This window comes from Rhodococcus sp. IEGM 1354 (assembly GCF_030056855.1).
Classification (GTDB): Bacteria; Actinomycetota; Actinomycetes; order Mycobacteriales; family Mycobacteriaceae; genus Rhodococcoides.
The window spans coordinates 865,231-883,720 of record NZ_JASHKT010000001.1; the positions used below are offsets into that span (position 1 = coordinate 865,231).

The window sequence follows — 18,490 nt, forward strand, 5'->3', positions numbered from 1 at the left end:
TCCACCACGCATCTGTTGGAGAAGCCATGTCAGCGGTGCTCTCTATCGATTCGGGTTTTGCGACCTGTTCGGGAAGTTGTGCACTGACTGTGGACGAAGCGCAGCTTTGATCCGACCCTGAGTACGATGTAATGGAGTCAAACAAACTATTGGACGGGAAACCGGAGTTGTGGACGGAGTCAGCGACGTGCAGGTACTCGCGGTCTCGTTGTCGACATCGGTGGGCGGAACCGATCACAGCCTTCGGAACGTGGCGCTGGCATTGCGGCCGCTGGGCGTGAACGTCACGCTGGGTGCACCCGGTGGCAGCGACACCGAACAGTGGTGGCGTGCTGCCGGGCTGCCGTTCCTGCCACTCGACCTGCCGCAACGCATCGGAATCCATCGTCAGGGCGAGAAGTCTCTGCATCCCCTCGGCGGGCTCGCGGCGCAGGTGCCGAAGAGCGCACGCACGGTGTCGATACTTCGGCGGGCTGCCCGCGACTTCGACGTCGTGCATTCCAACCATCTGCTGCTGCATCCTGACGCGGTGCTCGCGTCCAGACTCGCGCGCACCCCGGTGGTCGTCGAATTGCACGACATCGTCCCCGCCGGACCTGGGCGCGCACTGCTCGCCGCGATCGCGGCGACGGCAACCCACACGGTCGCCGTCAGCACAGCTGCAGCACAGCAACTCCCGACGCGTGCGCGTGGACGGGTGAGTGTGGTGCACCAGGGAATCGACACCACGGCCTTCGCGCCGGGTGCCGGTGACCCGGCTCTGCGGGCCGGCATGACCGCCGATCCCGATGCTCCACTGATCGCAGCCGTCGGCCGGATCGACCGTGAGAAGAAGCTCGACGTGCTGATCGATGCCGTGGCACGGGTGCGTCGGTCCGGAGTCGACGCGCATCTGGCGATCGTCGGCGCGCCCAGCGAGGACGACGGTGGCTACCTCGTGGAGTTGCACCAGGCCGCGGAACGGTTGCTGCCCGGTAAGCATCGTTTCCTCGGCCGAACGGATGCGGTGGCGTCGACACTGCGTGCCGTGGATGTGCTGGCCTGCCCGTCACAGGACGAACCGTTCGGGCTCATCGCGCTCGAGGCACAGGCCTGCGCGGTGCCGGTCGTGGTGAGTGACACCGGAGGCCTGGTCGATTTCGTCTCGCACGAGCGCACCGGCCTCGTTGCCCGAACCGGCGACGTCGACTCGCTGACCGCGCAGTTGTGCAGGATGCTGACCGATCGCGACCTGGCCGCCACCCTCGCCGAGGCCGCGCGAGGGCAAGCCACCGCCCGGTTCGATTCCCAACATCGCGCGAAGCATTTCGCCGACATCTACAGTTCAGCAATCGGGAAGAAGCGCACCACATGAAGTGACGCATCGGCTCTGCAGCGGAGCCGATCACGCAACCCAGCCGTCGGATGTCGGGGCATCCGCACGCACACGCTCGTACCGAATCGGAGTTCTTCATGCTCGACCACATCGCCCCCGGCGTCCCGCGCCGCCGCACCCCGCAGCGGGTCGGCGTTGCCGTACTTGCCGCGACGGCGACCGCGACCATGGCCGGGGCCGGCTGGGTCCTGGCACCCAGGCGGTCTCCGGAACCGCTGCGCGCAGCAGAGCGGTTCGTCGACGGCGACCTCATCACCGTCGTCGTGGGAACCGTGGGCAGGCCGTCGCTGGCGGGCACTGTCGAAGCCGTGCTCGCCCAGTCCTACCCGGCCGTGGAAGTCGTGGTGGTGGACAACGCACCCACGTCGGGACGGGTCGACGACGCGTTGAAGTCCATCGACGATCCCCGCTGCATCGTCGTGCGTGAGCCGCGCCGCGGGGTCTCGAGAGCCAGAAACACAGGTGCCCGGCACGCGTCGGGCCGCGTGATCGCCTTCACCGACGACGACGCCGAACCGGATTCGCAGTGGCTCGCCGCCGTGGCGCAGGTGTACGCGGCAGATCGAGACGGTGTGGTGGCCGGGGTGACCGGACGGGTCGTCGGACTCGAGGTCGAGACCGATCAGCAGCGGTGGTTCGAGGAATCGGGCTTGTTCGAGAAGGGTTCGACGCGCACTGTCTGGACCCTCGCGCCGATCGGATCGATCGACGAAGAACTGGGTGCACGCGGCACCGCAGCGCTGTTCCCCTACACGGCCGGGGAGATGGGCAGCGGCAACAACATGTCGTTCCGAAAGACTGCCTTCGACTCGCTCGCGGGATTCGACGAGAGGATCGGCCCTGGCACGCCCACCAAAGGCGGCGAGGACCTCGAACTGTTCCGACGTGCAGTGCTGCGCGGGGGAACGATCGTCTACGACCCGACGGCCGTTGTCGGCCATCATCATCGAGCCGATCACGAGGCGTTGCGCGAGCAGATGTTCGGGTACGGAAGCGGAATGGCCGCCATCGTCACCAAACTCTTTCTCGACGGCGGAGCTCCGGCCCGCGCCCTGCTCGGCCGGCTCCCGACCGCATTCCGCATGCTTCTCGCACCCGAGGAGAACCGCTTCGCGGACGGGGCTCCGCCGATGCCTCGCGATCTCAAGCTCACCGAGCTCTACGGCTACCTGTGCGGGCCGTTCCTGTACGTCAAGGCCATCACGGTCCGCGGCTCCGGGATCAATTCATGACGGTCACCGACACCGCCGACGCACCCGAGGACACGGTAGGTCGAGCCGATCCGACGCGACCGGACTCGAGCTATCGCGGGGCGCAAGCGCTGCTCTTCGCTGCCGCAGCGGTCGCCATCGCGTCGACGCTGCTGGCCATCCTCGCCGGATCCGATCACGCGGGTGCGGTACCCAACGGGCTGCGGGTCGCCGTGGTCGTCGCCGCCGCGACCCTGTTGCCCGGGGCGCCCATAGCGGTGCTGCTACGCCTCCGACAGCCCGCACTGGTCGGTTCGGTGACGGTCTCGATCTCGTTCGCGACGATGCTGATCATCGCGCAGGCCGAAGTCGTCACCGGGAATCTGCGTCCGGTGACGGTGCAGCTCTACATCTGTGCGGTGTCCGCCGCGCTCATTCTGTGGGCGTCGCGAACGCTGGTGCCTGCGGTGCCCCGACCGCGCCCGGACCGGACTGCGGTGGTGACCCGGTACGTCCTGCTCGGCGCGGTGGCCGTCGCCGTCGTACTGTTCGCTCACGCGACGAAGGTGCTCAGGCCGCAGGCGTCCGGGGCGTTGGGCGTCATCACCCACATCGGCTTCAGCTACCTCGTCGCGCTGGCCATCGTGGCAGCCGTGATCGCCGTGGCGCTCTCGCGAGCCCGACTCGACCCGGTGGTACTCGGCGCGGCCGGTCTCGCTCTGATCATGTTCACCACGATGTACGTGTCGTTGGCCGACGGCGTCACCTCGATCCCGACGGCGTACACCCATCGCGGGCTGATCGACATCATCGCGTCGTTGCAGGGTCTGCCACCGCCGTCGGACGCGCGATTCAGTTGGGCCGGATTCTTCTCTGCCGGAGCTCACATGTCGGGTGCCGGCGCGTTGTCGGACCTGTCTCCGATGCTGCTGTGGGCTCCGCTCTTCTACGGCGGCGTGACCATGTTGCCGCTGTACTCGATCGCGCTGTCGCTGACCGGGCGCAGGCGCGTGGCGTGGATCGCGGTGATCCTCTACCTGTCGTTCAACTGGTACCAGCAGGACTACTTCGCGCCGCAGCCGACGGCGACCATGCTGTACCTGACCATCTGTGCCTTGCTGCTGTGGCAGTTGCGCAGTGCGCCCCTGCCGTCGGCCCCGCGGTCGTGGCGTCGGTGGATCGTCACGGTGCCGAGGCGAACTCTGGGCAGGGTCCCCGGTGTCGGTGCCGGCCGCACCCTCGCGATCGAGGCGCTGATGATCGTCATGATCGCGGCGATCGTCATCACTCACCAGCTGACGCCCATCGTGTTGATCGCGGCGCTGTTCCTGTTCTCGCTCACCGGGACCACGCGCTACCGACTGCTGTGGCTGTTCGCGGTCGCGCTGTTCGTGGCCTGGTTCAGTTACGGAGCCGTCGACTACTGGAAGGGCCACCTCGCGTACGTGCTCGGTGATGTGGGCCAGGTGTCGGGCGCGGTGCAGGGCGGCGTCAGCGACCGGATCGGTGCCGATCCGCTGTATCAGAAGATGCAGTATCTGCGGTTGGCGGCGTCGGGCGCGCTGCTGATGTTCGCGTTCGCCGGTTGGCTGACCTACCGCCGACGCAAGACGTGGCTCATCGGCGGCTTGCTCTGCATGGTGCCCTTCGGTTTGGTGCTGGTGCAGAGCTACGGCGGCGAGGTAGTGATCCGGTGCTTCGTGCTGGCGTCGCCGTTCATCGCGCCCTACGCCGCGGACGCGCTGGTGCGCACCTTCGCGATCATTCGACGATTCACGGGTCGATCGGCCCAGCCACGGCACTGGTCGCGCACCGTCGCCGCGACCGCGGCAATCCTCGGAATTGCCTTGATACTGACGGCAACTCGCGGGTTGAACACTTCGTTCGAGCACACCGACGAGGATCAGATCCGATACGGTGACGCGTTGATGCGGTCGGTTCCGCAGGGCTCGGAAATCATGGTCATCGGAACGGCGGCCGGGCTGGTGTCCGCACGCTACTTCGACGACGTCAGAGTGGCGACCATGGAATCGTTCGAGTGCCTCGACGATCTCAGCGGTTGCGTCCGAAAGGAGAACCCCGACTTCGTGTTCACCACGCGACAATCGTCGGCGCAGATCTACCTGCAGTACGGATATTCGCAATCGGTCGTCGACCAACAGCTGGGCGTGCTGGTCGGATCCGACGAGTATCGCGTGGTTGTCGAAACCGCCGACCTGACCATTCTGCAGAATGCGTCCACCCCACCGGTGGTGCTCAAATGACCGATCTGTGGCTCGGCTTCCTCGCATTCGGTGCCCTGTTCGCGGCACTGGTCGTCTCGTCGGTACTGCGCGAACGCGAGGTGCCCTCCGACGGTGCGATCGGGCGCGGCAGCGGACGCATCAACCGCGCGGTGGTGCTCTCCGCGACACTGATCGTGCTGTTGCTCCTGGCCGCAGTCGTCGTGATCGTGCGGTTCCAGCAGATCGCGATCTGGGAGTGAGATTCGGACGCGGCCTGTCGGTGGCCCTGCTGGTCGTGGCGACGACGGTGTCCTGTGCGCAGTCGAGCGGACCCGGACCCACGTTGGTCAGCAGCGAACGGTGCGACCCCATGGCCGACGACGTCATGTCGGGTGACGCCGTGCCTCGGGAGGACCTACCGGGGTGGCGGCAGACCTTCGTCGACGATTTCGACCGGTGCGATCTCGGTGACGACTGGGGTGCGTACTACGGCCAACCCGGAGGTGACCCGGCCAGTTGGTGGGAGTACGAACAGGCTTCGGTCACCGGTGGCGCACTGCGGCTGCGCGCCGAGCAGAAGGACGGCCGCTGGGTGACCGGCGGCGTCTCGAATTCGCCTGTGTCACAGACGTACGGCAAGTGGGACGTACGGCTGCGTGCGGACCGATCCGACGAGATCAGCTACCACATTCTGCTGTGGCCTGCCGACGAGGTGTGGCCGCCGGAGATCGACATCGCCGAGAGCGCCGACGGGACGAGGCAGACGATGTCGTCGTTCCTGCACTGGAGCGGCGCAGGAGGAGAACATCACTTCTCACAGGCGAACCTGCAGTTGGACACCAACGACTGGCAGACCGTCGGAGTCGAATGGGACCCCGAGCAGATCAGGTATCTGGTCAACGGAAAGGTCTGGGCGCGAACCCCACTGGGAGCATCCATCCCGGACAAGCCGATGTGGTTGGGCATCCAGGCCCAGGCGGGCGCGTGCACCAAGCTCGAATCGTGGGGCGTCGGGGAATGCGGCCGGGCGGGAACGCCCGACGTCGCGAACGTGGATGTGGACTGGGTGTCGGTGTACGAATCGGACGGGACACCGTCCGTCGTGGAGGACACTCCGTCGGGATCGGTTCTGCTGGAACAACAGAACTGACCCGAAGCCGGCCTACGACGTACGAACCGTCAGGCCCGGGTTCTCGGCGAGAATGTCGTTGACCGGCGTCGCGAACAGTTCCGGACGCTGACCCTGCAGCATGCTGACGATGGTCGCGATCTCGCATGAGGGTTGATCGCCCACGTTCGACGCGTTGGCGATGCCCACGGCGAGCGTGCCACTGACGATGGGCCCGCCGCTGTCGCCGCGCAGGGCGCAGATGGACGTGGAGAAGCTGCGGTCCAAGACATTGCCGCCCATGGTGACGTGCTGGCCCGTCGACAGGATTGTGCCGCAACTGAATCCGGTGGTGGCTCCGGATTTGCAGACCGGCGCGCCGACGACCGGATCCACCGTACCGGTGATCAACAGTGGGCCGGACCCGGGGACCCGCATTGCGTTGCTCTCGAATTCCCCGGTGTTGCCGTCGTCGATGTCGATGAGCGCATAATCGTTGTGCGCCCGGCTGGTTCGATAGAACGAGCCGAACTTGGAGCCGACGAGGCTGCCGTACATGGGGTACGCGCCCGTCGTGATTGCGGAACCGGTGCTCGACTCGCCCGGATCGCAATGTCCCGCAGTGATGTTGACGGCTCCCCGCGTCGAATCGACGGCGTTGAAGCCCAGCGAGCAACGTAGACCTGCTCCGGCCGGGGTGCCGGCGAGAAAGCTGTCGCCCCCGAGATACGAACTGGCGCGGATGGGCCCGGCAGTGAGCGAGGGATCGAACGGCAATCGGTCCAGGAGCGGTCCGATTGCGTCGAACACGGGTGAATCCAGGACGGCGGCGGGGATGTCGAATGCAGCCGGATCGATCATGAACCCGGCCGCCGCCGCCGCGTCGACCACATCCGCCCGGGACGGTCCGTCGGCGACCGCGACGACCGGCAGCCCTGCCGCGTCGAGATGGCCGCGGACCGCCGGGCCGGCGGCGGCAGTGAACTCGGCCAACCGGCGCGCTGTGTCGGCGCGGTCGAGAAACTGCTGAGGGCTCAGCCCGAGATCGCGTGCCACAGCGTCGGCCAGTGACGCCGGTTCGGGCGGCGCCGCAACGGCAGTGGGTGCAGACACCACCGTCGCCACGAGCAACGAGACAGCAGTGACCGATAGTGCACACGCACGGCGACGCATAACGACCTTCCCCCCGGGCATCGAACGATGTGATGCCGTTCACTCCGCACACGACTATAGGGGGTCGGCGGCCTCCGCCGTACCTGCTTACCCGGTTCGGACGGTAGCTCCGGTCGCACGCGTGACCTGATCGATGGGAATGCCCAAGCTGGCGGTGCCGCCGAACTGCGCCAGCGCGAGGTTCGCCTCGGTGCAGTCGGGTGCTCCACCGCTGTTGGATCCGCTGGTGATGCCGAGTGCCAGCGTGCCGGTGACGATGGCCCCGCCGCTGTCACCGGCCAAAGTGCATGCGGTACTGGCGAAGCCGCGCACGGTGCGCGACGTGCCGTCCTCCATGAACAGTTGGGTCTCGACGCGATCGGCAGCCACTACACCGCACGTGAACGACGACGACTGCCCGGATTTGCAGACGGGTGCGCCGATGACGGGGGATGCCGTTCCGGTGACGGTGACGGTGCTGCCGTTGGCCCCGCGAACGGTGGGGCGGTCCAGCCCGGCCTTCTGCCCGGCGGCGTCGAGGCCGATGACCGACCAGTCGAGACCGTCCGGTGCTCCCAGGCTCGAGCGATCGAACGAGCCGATCTGGGAGCTGCGCGCGATGTCGGCCGGATCGGGCAGGTACACCGGCGCTCCACCGGACCCGGTCGCCTTGTTCGGATTGCAGTGTCCTGCAGTCAGATTGACGGGACTACCGTCGGCGTCGACGGCGTTGAAGCCGAACGAGCAGATGCTGATCTCGGTCGGCGATGCGTCGGCGATCGGCCCGGCAGTGGTGACGTAGGTGTCGCCGCCCATCGGCGCCGGGTCGGCCGGCTTGTCGCCACCGGGCGCGAGCGTCACCTTGATGTTGGCGAGCAGTGTCGGCAGGTTCAACGCCCGGCCGATCGGACTGTTCGCCACGTCCAGCACGATCTGGTTGTCGATGAAGTCGATGGCTGTGCCGTTGATCTGCTCCGAGATCTCACGGGGTAGGCCGGCGATCCACGAGTTCAGATCTGCCAGCGACTTCTCCAGACCGTCCGCGGACACCGGCGACTGCGCGGTGGCATAGCCGTCCTTGGCAACGGCCTGCGCCGCAGCCGGAGACGTGACGGCGACGACGGCATTGCCGTCGGGTCCGATCCAGGCACCGGCGAAATCGGCGGGTCGGCTCGCGCGGAAATCCGAGGCGTAGGCCGACAGCTCCTGTGCGCGTGCCGCACGATCGAGGTATTCCTGCGGTGAGATCTTCAGATCTCGCTGCACGGCTTCGACGAGCTCCCGCGGAAGCTGATCGGCGGGCGACTGAACCACAGGTTCGGCTGCCGCTGTTCCGGAGAACGAAGCAAGAAAAACGAAAGCCGTCGAGCACAGCACTGCAGTACGCAGAGCCCCGGTGTTACGCATGAAATCCCTTCATCGGGTGCTTGGCATCAGCGCCCCACCCTAGGGCATGCACAACTGAACCAGTGTTCGCCCTGGTCAGGACGCTGGGACTGTCGCTGAGGTGGTCGTCGTAGTCGTGGTGGTGGTGGTCGTCGTCGTTTCCGTCGGCGTCGTTGCTTGCGGAGTGGTGGTCACCGCGACGGGTGGTGTCGTGACCACCGGAGGTGGTGCCGGTGTCGGTTCCGGCGCGGGCGGCGGCGCAGGCAGGGGAGCCGGTTGGGGCGGGGTGTACTCCTCGGCCGTCGGCTCCCGCACCACCTCGGGAGCAGCCGCGGGTGCGGTCGTCGTGGTCGGTGCGGTCGAGGGCACCCGCGCGGAGGTGGTGACCGGTGATCCGGCGTCGGTGACGGTGGGCGGTGTCGTCGCGGGTCCGCTGCTGAACACGCCGCTCAGGGCTGCGATGACGAGAACGATGACCACGCCCGCACCGGCACCGGCGATGATCGTGGTGACGGTACGCGAGCGCTCGCTGCGTTCCTTCTTGTTCTCGGTCATCGCACCGGAGTATGCGGTTGCGGCGTACTGCTGGGTCGCCGGGCCGGATCCGTCGGGATCTCCGGCCGGAACGATGGGCTCCGAGCGCAGCTGGGACGGGCCGAACACCGGTGCCACCGCCGGTATCGCCTCGGAGAACGCGAGTGGCGGCGGCGGAGCGACCACCGGGATCGCGTCGGTATCGAGAGAGTCCGAGCCGTCGTTGCGCGTGACCACCGGCGCTGCGCCGGTCACCATCGAGTTGCCGTCGACGTCCTCGATCTCGGCGATGTTCAGTGCGCCGCGAGCCGCAGCGAGCGGCTCGACGAGCAGTGCGCCTGCGGTGCGCTCGCCGATGTCCGCGACCACCGGCGGTAGGGCAGCACTGCCACCGGTGAGCACGACCGTGCCGGTCGTCGGCACGTCGAGCAGGCCCAACGTCGGCGCGATCAGGTCGGCGAACTCGGTGCGGGTGACCTCCGTCGTATCCGAGACGCCGGGCAGCTCCACCGCGATCGTGGCCACGTCCTCGGTGCTCAACGTGTGTTTCGCCTGCTCGCAGGATGCGACGACACCGGTGAGAGAGGCCAGGACTGCCGCGTCGGACAGGTCGAGGTGTTCGCGATCGGTCACCACGTGATCGAACAGGGCATCGGTGAACACGTCACCGCTGACGGCGGTGGTGCGCTCGGTGCCGCCGCCCGGGTACGTCGAGATGTCCGTGCCGGTGGCCCCGATGTCGATCACGGTGACTGCTGCCCCCGGGCTCGGCTGCGCGAAAGCGCTCGCGGCCTTGGCCTCGGGAACCAGCGCGACGTCGCTGAGACCGGTGTGATCGAGGGCGTCGCGCAGCAGAGCGATGTTCTCGCGGGGCCATCGCGTCGGATACGTCATCGTCGTGACGGGCGTGGACGCTGATTCGGACGTCTCGGAGAACATGCTCACGAGGCAGTTCGCGGCGTTGGCCATCAGATCCTCGGCGCGATACGCGTCGGCATCGGGTTCGAGATCTTCTTGTTTGCCGACCAGATCGACGAAGCGAGTGAACGGTGCCGTGTCGACGGGCTCTCCGAGATGGGCACGGCCGTCGTCGTCGAATCTCAGTGTCGTCGGCAGTACGACGACGGTGGGTTCGAACGCGGTCGAGTCGCGATACACCGCAACGGACCTGGTGTTTCCGATCGTGATTCCGAGATGCCCGGCACCGCTCATGGAGTGCCGCCCGTCGTAGCTCCGGCCGGAGCCTGGTCCTGGGGCGGAGCGAGACGTCCGGCCTGGGTGTTCTCGCCGGCGTTCTCGTCGGGGCCGGGCTTCACCGGGGTGTCGTCGGTCGGGTCCTCGGCGGTGTCGTCGTCGGGCAACTCGGGATCGACCGAACCGTCGTCGGTCGGCGGTGTCGTGGTGGGGTCCTCGGTGTCGGTGGCCTCCGGAAGGTCGACGGCGGGTCGCGTGTCGACCTCGGCGGCGTCGCGTTCGGAGCGTCGGTCCCGGGTCGGGTCCGTAGCCGTGGTCTCCGGAGTGATGATCGGTGCCGGCGGGACGGCGGGTACGAATTCGACCGCTGGTTCGACGACGGCGGTGGGGAAGTCGATGGGCCCACCCGGCCGGATTCCCGACGTCGTCGTCGGGGGCGCGACCTGAGCGTTCTCGATGGTGGGCACCGGGGTGTCGGCGGACGTGCCGAGCTGCAATGCGATCACCCCGGCACCGACTGTCAGCGCGGCTGCGAACGCTGCGGCGGCGAACAGTGGGGCAGCGAACAGGGGGCGACGGTCGGGGCGGGTCGGTGCGCCGACGACGGCGAGGCGTTCGGTGACGGCGTCGACCGGGTAGCGGGCAGCCAGAATCGCTGCACCACGAGCCGCGGCGACGGCAGTGTCCTTCTTCTCCATGGTTGCGCGCATCGACGAGTTCCAGGCGTCCAACGCCTCCTCTTCCGATACGAGCGCAACGTGCGCCAACCCGTGCCCGTTCATGGCCGAACGCAGGGCGAACACCTGCTCGGCGGTCCAGCGGGCCGGGTAGGTGGCGGCCGCAGCGAGATCACCGGGGCGCAGATCGATCGACGACGCCACCTCGGTGAGCAGGCACAGCAGCGCCATCGACGTCAGCTGCTCGGCGGGGAAGACGGTGCCCCGGCTGCCGGTGACGCCGTCACCGAGCGAGTCGAGGAAGTGCGTGTACGCCTCGGAGTCGCTGTCGGTGGCATCACCGAGCGAAACGGTGCCGTCGGGATGAGTATTGAGCACGGTCGAGTGCAGGGACGCCAGATGCAGGGACGGCCCCGGCGCGATGGGGTGCGACACGGCCGCGACGGCCTGCTCGTCGTCCAGATAGAGGCCGACGTCCGGTGCGCCGATACTCGCCCCGCCGGGCTGCTCGGTCATGCGGGCTGCTCGGTCATGGGGATATCTACCTGTCCTGGGCTCGGAGTCGATGTTCGGTCGTTATGTCGCTTCGGATCCTCACACAGTTACACCCGCGGTAGGGGGCATCAGATTGTCGAGGTCAGGTGGTCGATGCTCCGTAGCCCATCGCGCGCAGCATCGAGATCAGTTCCGAGCGCGACCCGGCTCCGAGTCTGCGGCGAATGCGAGCCACATGATGTTCGACGGTTTTCGGGGAGATGTAGAGACGGCTGCCCACCTCGCGGTACGTGACGCCGAGAACCAGCAGTTCGGCCACCTCGGCCTCGCGTTCGCTCAGTGATCCCGACGGCTGCGGCGTCGTCCCGGCGGTGTCCCGTTGATGCGAGCTGGGCTGGCGCAGCGACCGGGCGATGTGCAGTAACGAGGTGGCCGTGGCGGTGTCGGCGACGGTCAGTGCGGCCTCGCTCGCCAACCGGGCACCGTCCCACGGCAGACCGAACGCGGTGAGGGTGCGCGCCGAGAGTTCGACCTCTGCGGCGTCGGGCCTGCCCTGTAGAACGCCGAGCCACGCCCGCCCCGCCGCGGCGAGTGCGGAACTGTACGGGTGAGTCGGAGCGGCGGACGCGAGGGCTTTCGCGTGCGGCACCAGCGCTTCGGGCGTCTGCGCCACGATGGCGGCCTGCACCTGATACCAATGCAGCGCCGACGCCCACACGGGCGGATCCCCCAGCGCGGCGAGCAGTGCTGTGGCCTGGGACACGAGGTGCTCGACGCGATCGAACTGGCCCACTCGTGTTGCGGCCAGCACCAATTCGCCGAGGGGCAGGAGGGAGAAGAGGTCGATCGAGTACGCGGCAACGACGTTCTGCGCCTGGGTCCACGCTGTGACGAGAGATCCGGCGTCCCCGGACCTGCGGGCCAACCCCACTCGAATGCCGTGCAGGAACAGATGATTGCGCACGTGCGAGTCGGGGATCTCGAGCGGGTCGACCAGGTGGCAGGCCTGCGCGGCGTCTCCTCGCAGCATGGCCGCCCAACCGCCGATGAGAACGAGCCGCGTGTGGGCCTCGGTTCCCGGACGCAGCTCGGGTAGGGCGCGGGCGATGACGGAATCGACGCGGGCGAGATCACCGCAGTGCACCGCATGCAGGGCGGCCACCGCGGCTGCCGAATCGGGAGCGCACCAACGATCGGACGGCGCGGCCGTCAACGTGACCGCGCGCATCAGCGCGTTCGTCGCCGCACTCGACGCAGCAGCGCTACGCGAGTCGATCGAACCGAGGACCCCGTCGACGAGCAACGCACCCGACGCGGTGTTCGACGTCGGTGCCAGCGATGCCACGACACTCAGTGCGCGGTCGGCAGCAGGGCGGTCGCCGGCGGCAGCGGCCGACAATGCAGCCCACACCGCGTCGGTCCCGAGTCGATCCGTCCCGAGCCAGGCGAACAATTGCGCACTGCGCGAGACCATTCCGCGCTGCGCGGCGATCGACGCCGAGACCCTGACCGCAGTGCGTAGATCGACCTGCGTGTGATCGGTGGCCGCGTCGAGGATCTCGTCGGCGCGACGGCCTGCCTCGTCGAGGTGTCCGGTCGCGGCGGCCACCTCTGCCCGCCGCGCCGCGAGTGCCGACGGGTCGAATCCCGCCGCTGCTGCCGCGTCGTACAGCACGCCCGCTGATTCGGCGGCAGCCGAATCGGCTTGTCCAGCAAGGAAGCCGGCGAGGTCTGCGCGTACGACCCCGTGCGTTGCCAACGCGCGCGCGGCCGAGGCGTCGAGTAGGCCGAATCCCGCCGCTACCTCGGTGATGCGATCGAGCAGCACCCGGCATCGACGCTCCCCGATCATCTCGGTCAGGGGGCCTTCGACCGACGGGACCAACGCGCCCGTGGCGTCGAGAAGACCGGAGCTGCACGCGATATCGACGACCGTCTCCGCGTCGACCGGTCGCGTCACGAGCTGCGCCGCGGTGACCGGGTCCGGGACGAGGCCGAAGCGAGCCGCGAGCAGTACGGCGCGGGTGTCGTCGGTGGTGTCGACGAGGATTCGGCGATGCTGTTCGGCAACGGATTCGGTGACCGCACGCAGCGGTGTGGGGTCGGACCGTTCGCCCCCGAGCGCGGCCAGTGCTGCGTCGACAGCGACGAGCAGCCCTCCGGTGGATTTTGCGATCGCGCTCGCCAGCGACGCGGAGATCGGCCGAGCGACGGCGGCTGCCCGCGTCGAGATCGACGTCTTGTCCAGCGGTACCAGCGTCAGGCGAGCGGCACCTGCGGACGCGACGAGCTTCTCGATCCGGGAATCGTATCGGCGCGGGGCCGTGGCGAGAACCAGGGTGATGTCCGAACGCGTTGCCGCAGCGGCAATCTCGTCGACGCGGTGGTCCGGCAACAGGTGCGCGTCGTCGACCAGAACCGTTGCACCCGACGGCGCATCGGTGACACTGCCCGCATGCACCGTCGTCGCGGCTGCCGCGACCGCACCGAGCACCGCGGATCGGCCGGAGCCGTTCACCCCGACGACAACATGCACGCCGGTGCCGGACGACGCGTCACGAACGAATCGATCGGCGCGCTCGACGCCGACGAGAGCGGAGAGGGTGCTGGCCACGGTCGGGCTATCGACCGGTCAGGCCGCCGACGACCCCGCCGAGTCCGTCACCCAGGCCCTGACCCACACCTCCGACAACGCCGCCGAGGCCTTGCCCGACGCCCTGACCGACATCGCCGAGCGTCGGACCCTGGTACGTCGGTAGCGGTTGTGGCGTGAACTGCGGTGCTTGCGGTACCTGCACGGCCGGAGGCTGGTAGTTGGGCACCGTCGGCGCGGCGATCGACGGGATGGTCGGTACGGTGGCGGCCCCGTTCTGGCCGGGGACAGCGGCGGGCGCTCCGGCGACAGGAGCCCCGGTGGCCGGATCGATCTGGGTGACACTGCCGTCGGCGTTGACCACGGTGGTAGGTGCACCCGTGGAAGCGACTGCTGCAGAACCGTTTTCACCGGTCGGGCCGGTTGTCGACTCGACGCCCGCCACCGCGGCGGTGCTGCCCGGAGTCTGGGTGCCGGAGATGGAGGTCTGCGAGTTGGACTCCGCCGGAGTCGTGTTGTCGGAGGTCAGGGCCGTTCCCACCGACAGTCCGCCGCCGGCGAGTAGGGCCAGTACGACGACGGAGCCGGCGACCAGGCCTGCCTTCTTGCGTCCGGACATTCCCGATTCCGACGCCACTGCCGTCGGGGCGGGCCGCGGGGTGGGACGGGGCATCGGCGCGGCAACGGCAGTCGCGGCGGGAACCGCAGCCAATGCTGCTGCGTCGTCCGCGGCGGTGGCGCCGGCGATGTCGCTGCCGAGGATTGCGGCTCCGATCGCGACGGTCAGTTCGGGGCGCGGCCCGGCCACGACCGGTACTCGCAGTTCGGTCGAGACGAGCTCGGCGACGAGGGGGATGGCCGAGCTGCCGCCGGTCAAGACCACCTGATCGATGTCGGTGACCTCGAGGCCTGCGGCCGCGACTGCGTCACGCACGACGCCGATGGAGGCCAGCAGCGATGTGCGAACGAGGTCTTCGATCTCCGAGCGCACCAGTCGTACTTCGGTGTGCAGCCCCGGCAGGTCCACGGTCAGCGATGTGGAGGTGTCGTAGGACAGCTGTTCCTTGGCCTCGCCGCAGCGGGCGCGCAATTCGACCAATGCGCCGACGGTGTCGGGATCGAAGGGATCGAACTCGAACGACTGACTGCCCGAGACGGTGTCGAGCACGTACTGCATGATCTCGTGGTCGAACTGCGCGCCGCCGAACTCCTGCGAATGAACGCCGGTTCCGACCACGCCTGCGTCCGACCCGGTCCGCATGAGCGTGACGTCGAGAGCAGTCGCGCCGAGGTCGTAGACGACCGCGAGACCGTCGGACTGGGTTCCGCGGGTGACCTCGAGCCAGCGCATCGTGGCGACCGACTCGGGAACCAGAGTGACGTCGGTCAGGCCTGCGCGATCGAGCGCCTCACCGAGTACTTCGACGGTATAAGCGGTCCAGCGTGTGGGGTGGGTGACCACCACGGCGGGGGAGGAGTCGACACCGGCGGAGACGTCGGCGACGAGGGCTCGGGTGGCGGTGGCGTACAGGTCTTCGGCGCGGTGACTGCGGCCGTCGTCGTCGATCAGTTCGACGGGGTCACCGACGCGATCGGCGAATCCACTGATGAGATGGCGCGTCGAGCGGTCCCACAGGTCGGCGAGACCGGGGGCCGCACCGGGACGAAGATCGAGGGCCGAACGCTTGACCACCGAGGTCACCGGGTCGGTATCCAGGGCGGCAACAGCCGTCACGGTTCCGATCCGTATGCCGAGCCCTGCGTTCATCTGCCGCCACCTTCTTGTCGCACTGCCCTGGTTCCCACCGCCGTTACCCGCACTGTCGGCTCGGTGCCCCGATTCGTTACGTCTCACAGCAGGTTAGAGCGTGCAACGAGGTAAATCCCCTAAAGCGCTCGGATCCCCTAATGCAAGTCCCCTGGCGACCCCCGGGGCAGTAGGGGGATCGTCCCCGTTGGGCGGGGGCTCTGCGGGCCATAGCTTTGTGATCAACCACGAAGCATCACTCGTCAAGGAGACTCACATGGCTACCAACGCCGTACTCGATTTCATTCTCGGCCTGCTGCGCGACGACAACGCCGCTGCTGCCTACTGCGCCAACCCCGAGACGACGTTGGCCGCTGCCGGCCTCGGCGGCGTCACCCACGCAGACATCGTCGCGGTGGCCCCGTTGGTCGCCGAGTCGGGACTGTTCGCCGGTGCAGGCAGCCAGCTCTCCGCCATCCTGGGTGCAGGCGGATCCGCAGGCCTCGACGGCGCACTCGCCGGAGGCGCGAGCCTCGGCGGCGGACTGTCGGCCGGACTCGGCATCGCAGCAGGAGCAGTGGCCGGCGGCGGGCTCGCCGCAGGTGGCACCCTGACCGGCGGAATCGACGTGGCGGGCGAGATCGAAGCGTCGCTGCAGGCAGCCCTCGCCGCAGCTCTGGCCGTCGGTGGCCAGATCGGCCTCGAACTCGGAGCCGCCTTCGGTGGCGCTCTCGACGCGCTCATCGGTGCCGGTGCGGGCATCGGCGGCGGACTCGGTGGCGGAATCGATCTGGACCTCGACGGCCTTCTCGGCGGCACGGTCGGACTCGGCGCTGCGCTCACGGGACTCATCGGAGCAGGCGCAGACATCGGCGGTGAGATCAGCGCCGACCTGGCTGCGCAGTTGCAAGCAGCCCTCGACGCCGCGATCGGTGCCACCGGCGCAGTCGACCTCGCCGCGCTGGCCGACATCCAGGGCGGACTGTCCGGCGCGCTCGGTGCCCTCTTCGCAGTCGGCGGAACCGTCGGTGCCGAATTGGGCGCTGCCGTCGGTGGCGTCTTCGAATCCGTGCTCGACGCCGGTGCCGGGCTGGACATCGTCGGCGGCCTCGGGACCGCGCTGACCGCAGGCATCGGCGGCGCTCTCGCCGGACTCGGAACGGTCGGTGCCGACCTCACCGCAGACATCTCGGCAGCCCTGAGCGGATCCGCCGAAGCCGGAGCCGTGCTGGTCGGCGACATCGCCGGTGGCATCGGTGGCAGCCTCGGCGGACTCTTCGCCGTCGACGGTGCCATCGCAGGATCCATCGGAACCGCACTCGGTGCAGTACTCGACGCCGGTGCCCTCGCCGACATCGACGTGGACGCACTCCTCGCAGCAGGCGGCAACATCGGCACGGTCGTCAGCGGAGCACTGGGCGGCGTCCTCGATCTCGACGCCGGAGTCGTCGGAAACCTGGCCACGGCCATCGACACCGCCATCGAGGGAACCCTCGGCGCGGGTCTGGGCATCGGTGGCAGCATCACCGGCGAACTGGCGGGTGAGCTGACGGGTGAGCTGACCGGCGGAATCACCGGCGCGCTGACCGGCGGCGTCACGGGCAGCCTCGAAGGAATTCTCGGAACCGCATTCGGTGTCGGCGGCGCTGCAGGCGCACAGCTCGGCACGGCCGTCGAAGCGATCGTCGACGCCGGAGCCACTCTCGACCTCGGAGCCGCACTCGGCGCGAGTGCCGATCTCAGCGCTCAGCTGGCCGGTGCGGTCGACACTGCAGTATCGGCAGGTGCCGATCTCACCGGCACCGTGGAAGGCACCCTCTCCGGACTCGGTGGCCTCGGCGGCGGCTTGACCGGCGGCCTCGCCGGGCTCGGCAACGTCGGCGGAGACCTCACCGGCGGCCTGGCCGGACTCGGTGGCCTCGGCGGCGGTCTGACGGGCGGCCTCGCCGGAGTCGGCAGCGTCGGCGCAGGCATCACCGGTGGCCTCGCGGCCGTCGGCAGCGCAGGAGCAGATGTGACCGGCGGCCTGACGGCAGTCGGGAACGTCGGCGGCGACGTGGCCGGCGGACTGACCGGGCTCGTCGACGCGGGCACGAGCCTGACCGGCGGCCTGGCCGGACTGGGCAGCCTCGGTGGCGGAATCGCAGGCGGTGTCGCAGGTGGTGTCGCAGGCGGTGTCTCGACCGGTGTCGACGCAGCCGCTCAGGCCGGTGCGGGTCTGGAAGGCACCCTCACCGGTGCGGTGAACGGCGGAATCGACGCCGGTACCCAGGTCGGTGCAGGACTCGAATCGGCAGGTGACCTGGCCGGTTCCGCCGCGGGTGACCTGGCCGGAACCGTCACCGGAGGACTAGAGGGCACCGTGGGCGGCGTCGTCGACGCCGGAACCTCGGTGGGCGGCGAGATCGCGTCGAACATCGGCGGCGGACTGGATGCCGGCGGCTCGATCGGCGGCGGACTGGCCTCCACGGTGAGCGGGGGTTTGGATGCTGGTGCGGACGCTGCGGGTTCCGTGGCCGGCGGGTTTGACTCCGCCGCGCAGCTCGGTGGCCAGGTCACCGGTGCAGTGCAGTCGGGAGCCGAGGGATCTTTCGAGTCCGCGAGCTCCTTCGATTCCAGCGCGAACGCATCCGGCACGGGCTGGTCGAGTGTCGACTCCGACGTCTTCGGACAGAGCGAGAGCAGCACGGACCTGTTCGGCGAGACCGGCGGCAACCTGCACGGATCGGTCGATTCGGCAGCAGATTCGCTGGGCCACTCGCTGACCGTCGACCACGACATCGACCCGCTGAACCCCTGATCGAGTTGCCTGTG

At 68.6% G+C, this 18,490-nt stretch carries 12 protein-coding genes; 6 read left to right on the forward strand and 6 right to left on the reverse strand.

The features are described 5' to 3' along the window. The first annotated feature begins 169 nt into the window (after nt 1–169). The 5 genes from QM588_RS04345 to QM588_RS04365 all read left to right on the forward strand — a co-directional run bounded on the left by QM588_RS04345 (nt 170) and on the right by QM588_RS04365 (nt 5,940). Nucleotides 170–1,354: a glycosyltransferase family 4 protein gene (locus QM588_RS04345; protein WP_283311708.1), complete on the forward strand. Its 1,185-nt coding sequence runs from the start codon at nt 170–172 to the stop codon at nt 1,352–1,354. A 98-nt stretch (nt 1,355–1,452) separates the two neighbouring features. After that, entirely contained in the window at nt 1,453–2,607 is a 1,155-nt protein-coding gene (locus QM588_RS04350; protein WP_283311709.1) for a glycosyltransferase family 2 protein, read from the forward strand. After that, nucleotides 2,604–4,829: a serine/threonine protein kinase gene (locus QM588_RS04355; RefSeq protein WP_283311710.1), complete on the forward strand. Its 2,226-nt coding sequence runs from the start codon at nt 2,604–2,606 to the stop codon at nt 4,827–4,829. The genes QM588_RS04350 and QM588_RS04355 overlap by 4 nt, the downstream gene beginning before the upstream one ends. Then, nucleotides 4,826–5,050: a hypothetical protein gene (locus QM588_RS04360; RefSeq protein WP_283311711.1), complete on the forward strand. Its 225-nt coding sequence runs from the start codon at nt 4,826–4,828 to the stop codon at nt 5,048–5,050. Before QM588_RS04355 ends, QM588_RS04360 begins: the two co-directional genes overlap by 4 nt. Further along, nucleotides 5,047–5,940: a glycoside hydrolase family 16 protein gene (locus QM588_RS04365; protein ID WP_283311712.1), complete on the forward strand. Its 894-nt coding sequence runs from the start codon at nt 5,047–5,049 to the stop codon at nt 5,938–5,940. The genes QM588_RS04360 and QM588_RS04365 overlap by 4 nt, the downstream gene beginning before the upstream one ends. 12 nt (nt 5,941–5,952) lie before the next feature. On the opposite strand, the gene QM588_RS04370 is transcribed toward QM588_RS04365, so the two are convergent. The 6 genes from QM588_RS04370 to QM588_RS04395 all read right to left on the reverse strand — a co-directional run bounded on the left by QM588_RS04370 (nt 5,953) and on the right by QM588_RS04395 (nt 15,697). Beyond that, nucleotides 5,953–7,071, reverse strand: coding sequence for a S1 family peptidase (locus tag QM588_RS04370; RefSeq protein WP_283311713.1), 1,119 nt, complete (start codon nt 7,069–7,071; stop codon nt 5,953–5,955). An 87-nt stretch (nt 7,072–7,158) separates the two neighbouring features. Further along, complete coding sequence (locus QM588_RS04375; RefSeq protein ID WP_283311715.1) at nt 7,159–8,457, reverse strand: S1 family peptidase; 1,299 nt, start codon at nt 8,455–8,457, stop codon at nt 7,159–7,161. A 75-nt stretch (nt 8,458–8,532) separates the two neighbouring features. Next, nucleotides 8,533–10,182, reverse strand: a complete 1,650-nt coding sequence (locus QM588_RS04380; RefSeq protein ID WP_283311716.1) for a hypothetical protein — start codon at nt 10,180–10,182, stop codon at nt 8,533–8,535. Beyond that, nucleotides 10,179–11,357 carry a hypothetical protein gene (locus tag QM588_RS04385; protein ID WP_283311718.1) on the reverse strand — a complete coding sequence of 393 codons (1,179 nt, stop codon included), beginning with the start codon at nt 11,355–11,357 and terminating at the stop codon, nt 10,179–10,181. The genes QM588_RS04380 and QM588_RS04385 overlap by 4 nt, the downstream gene beginning before the upstream one ends. A gap of 121 nt (nt 11,358–11,478) precedes the next feature. Further along, a complete protein-coding gene (locus tag QM588_RS04390; RefSeq protein WP_283311719.1) occupies nt 11,479–13,950 on the reverse strand; it encodes a helix-turn-helix transcriptional regulator in 2,472 nt (823 codons plus the stop codon). A 7-nt stretch (nt 13,951–13,957) separates the two neighbouring features. Further along, on the reverse strand, nt 13,958–15,697 hold the full coding sequence (locus tag QM588_RS04395; protein ID WP_283311721.1) for an Hsp70 family protein: 1,740 nt from the start codon (nt 15,695–15,697) through the stop codon (nt 13,958–13,960). Nucleotides 15,698–15,953: 256 nt separating this feature from the next. On the opposite strand from QM588_RS04395, the gene QM588_RS04400 reads away from it, so the two are divergent. After that, nucleotides 15,954–18,476: an IniB N-terminal domain-containing protein gene (locus QM588_RS04400; protein WP_283311722.1), complete on the forward strand. Its 2,523-nt coding sequence runs from the start codon at nt 15,954–15,956 to the stop codon at nt 18,474–18,476. The last annotated feature ends 14 nt before the right edge of the window (nt 18,477–18,490 follow it).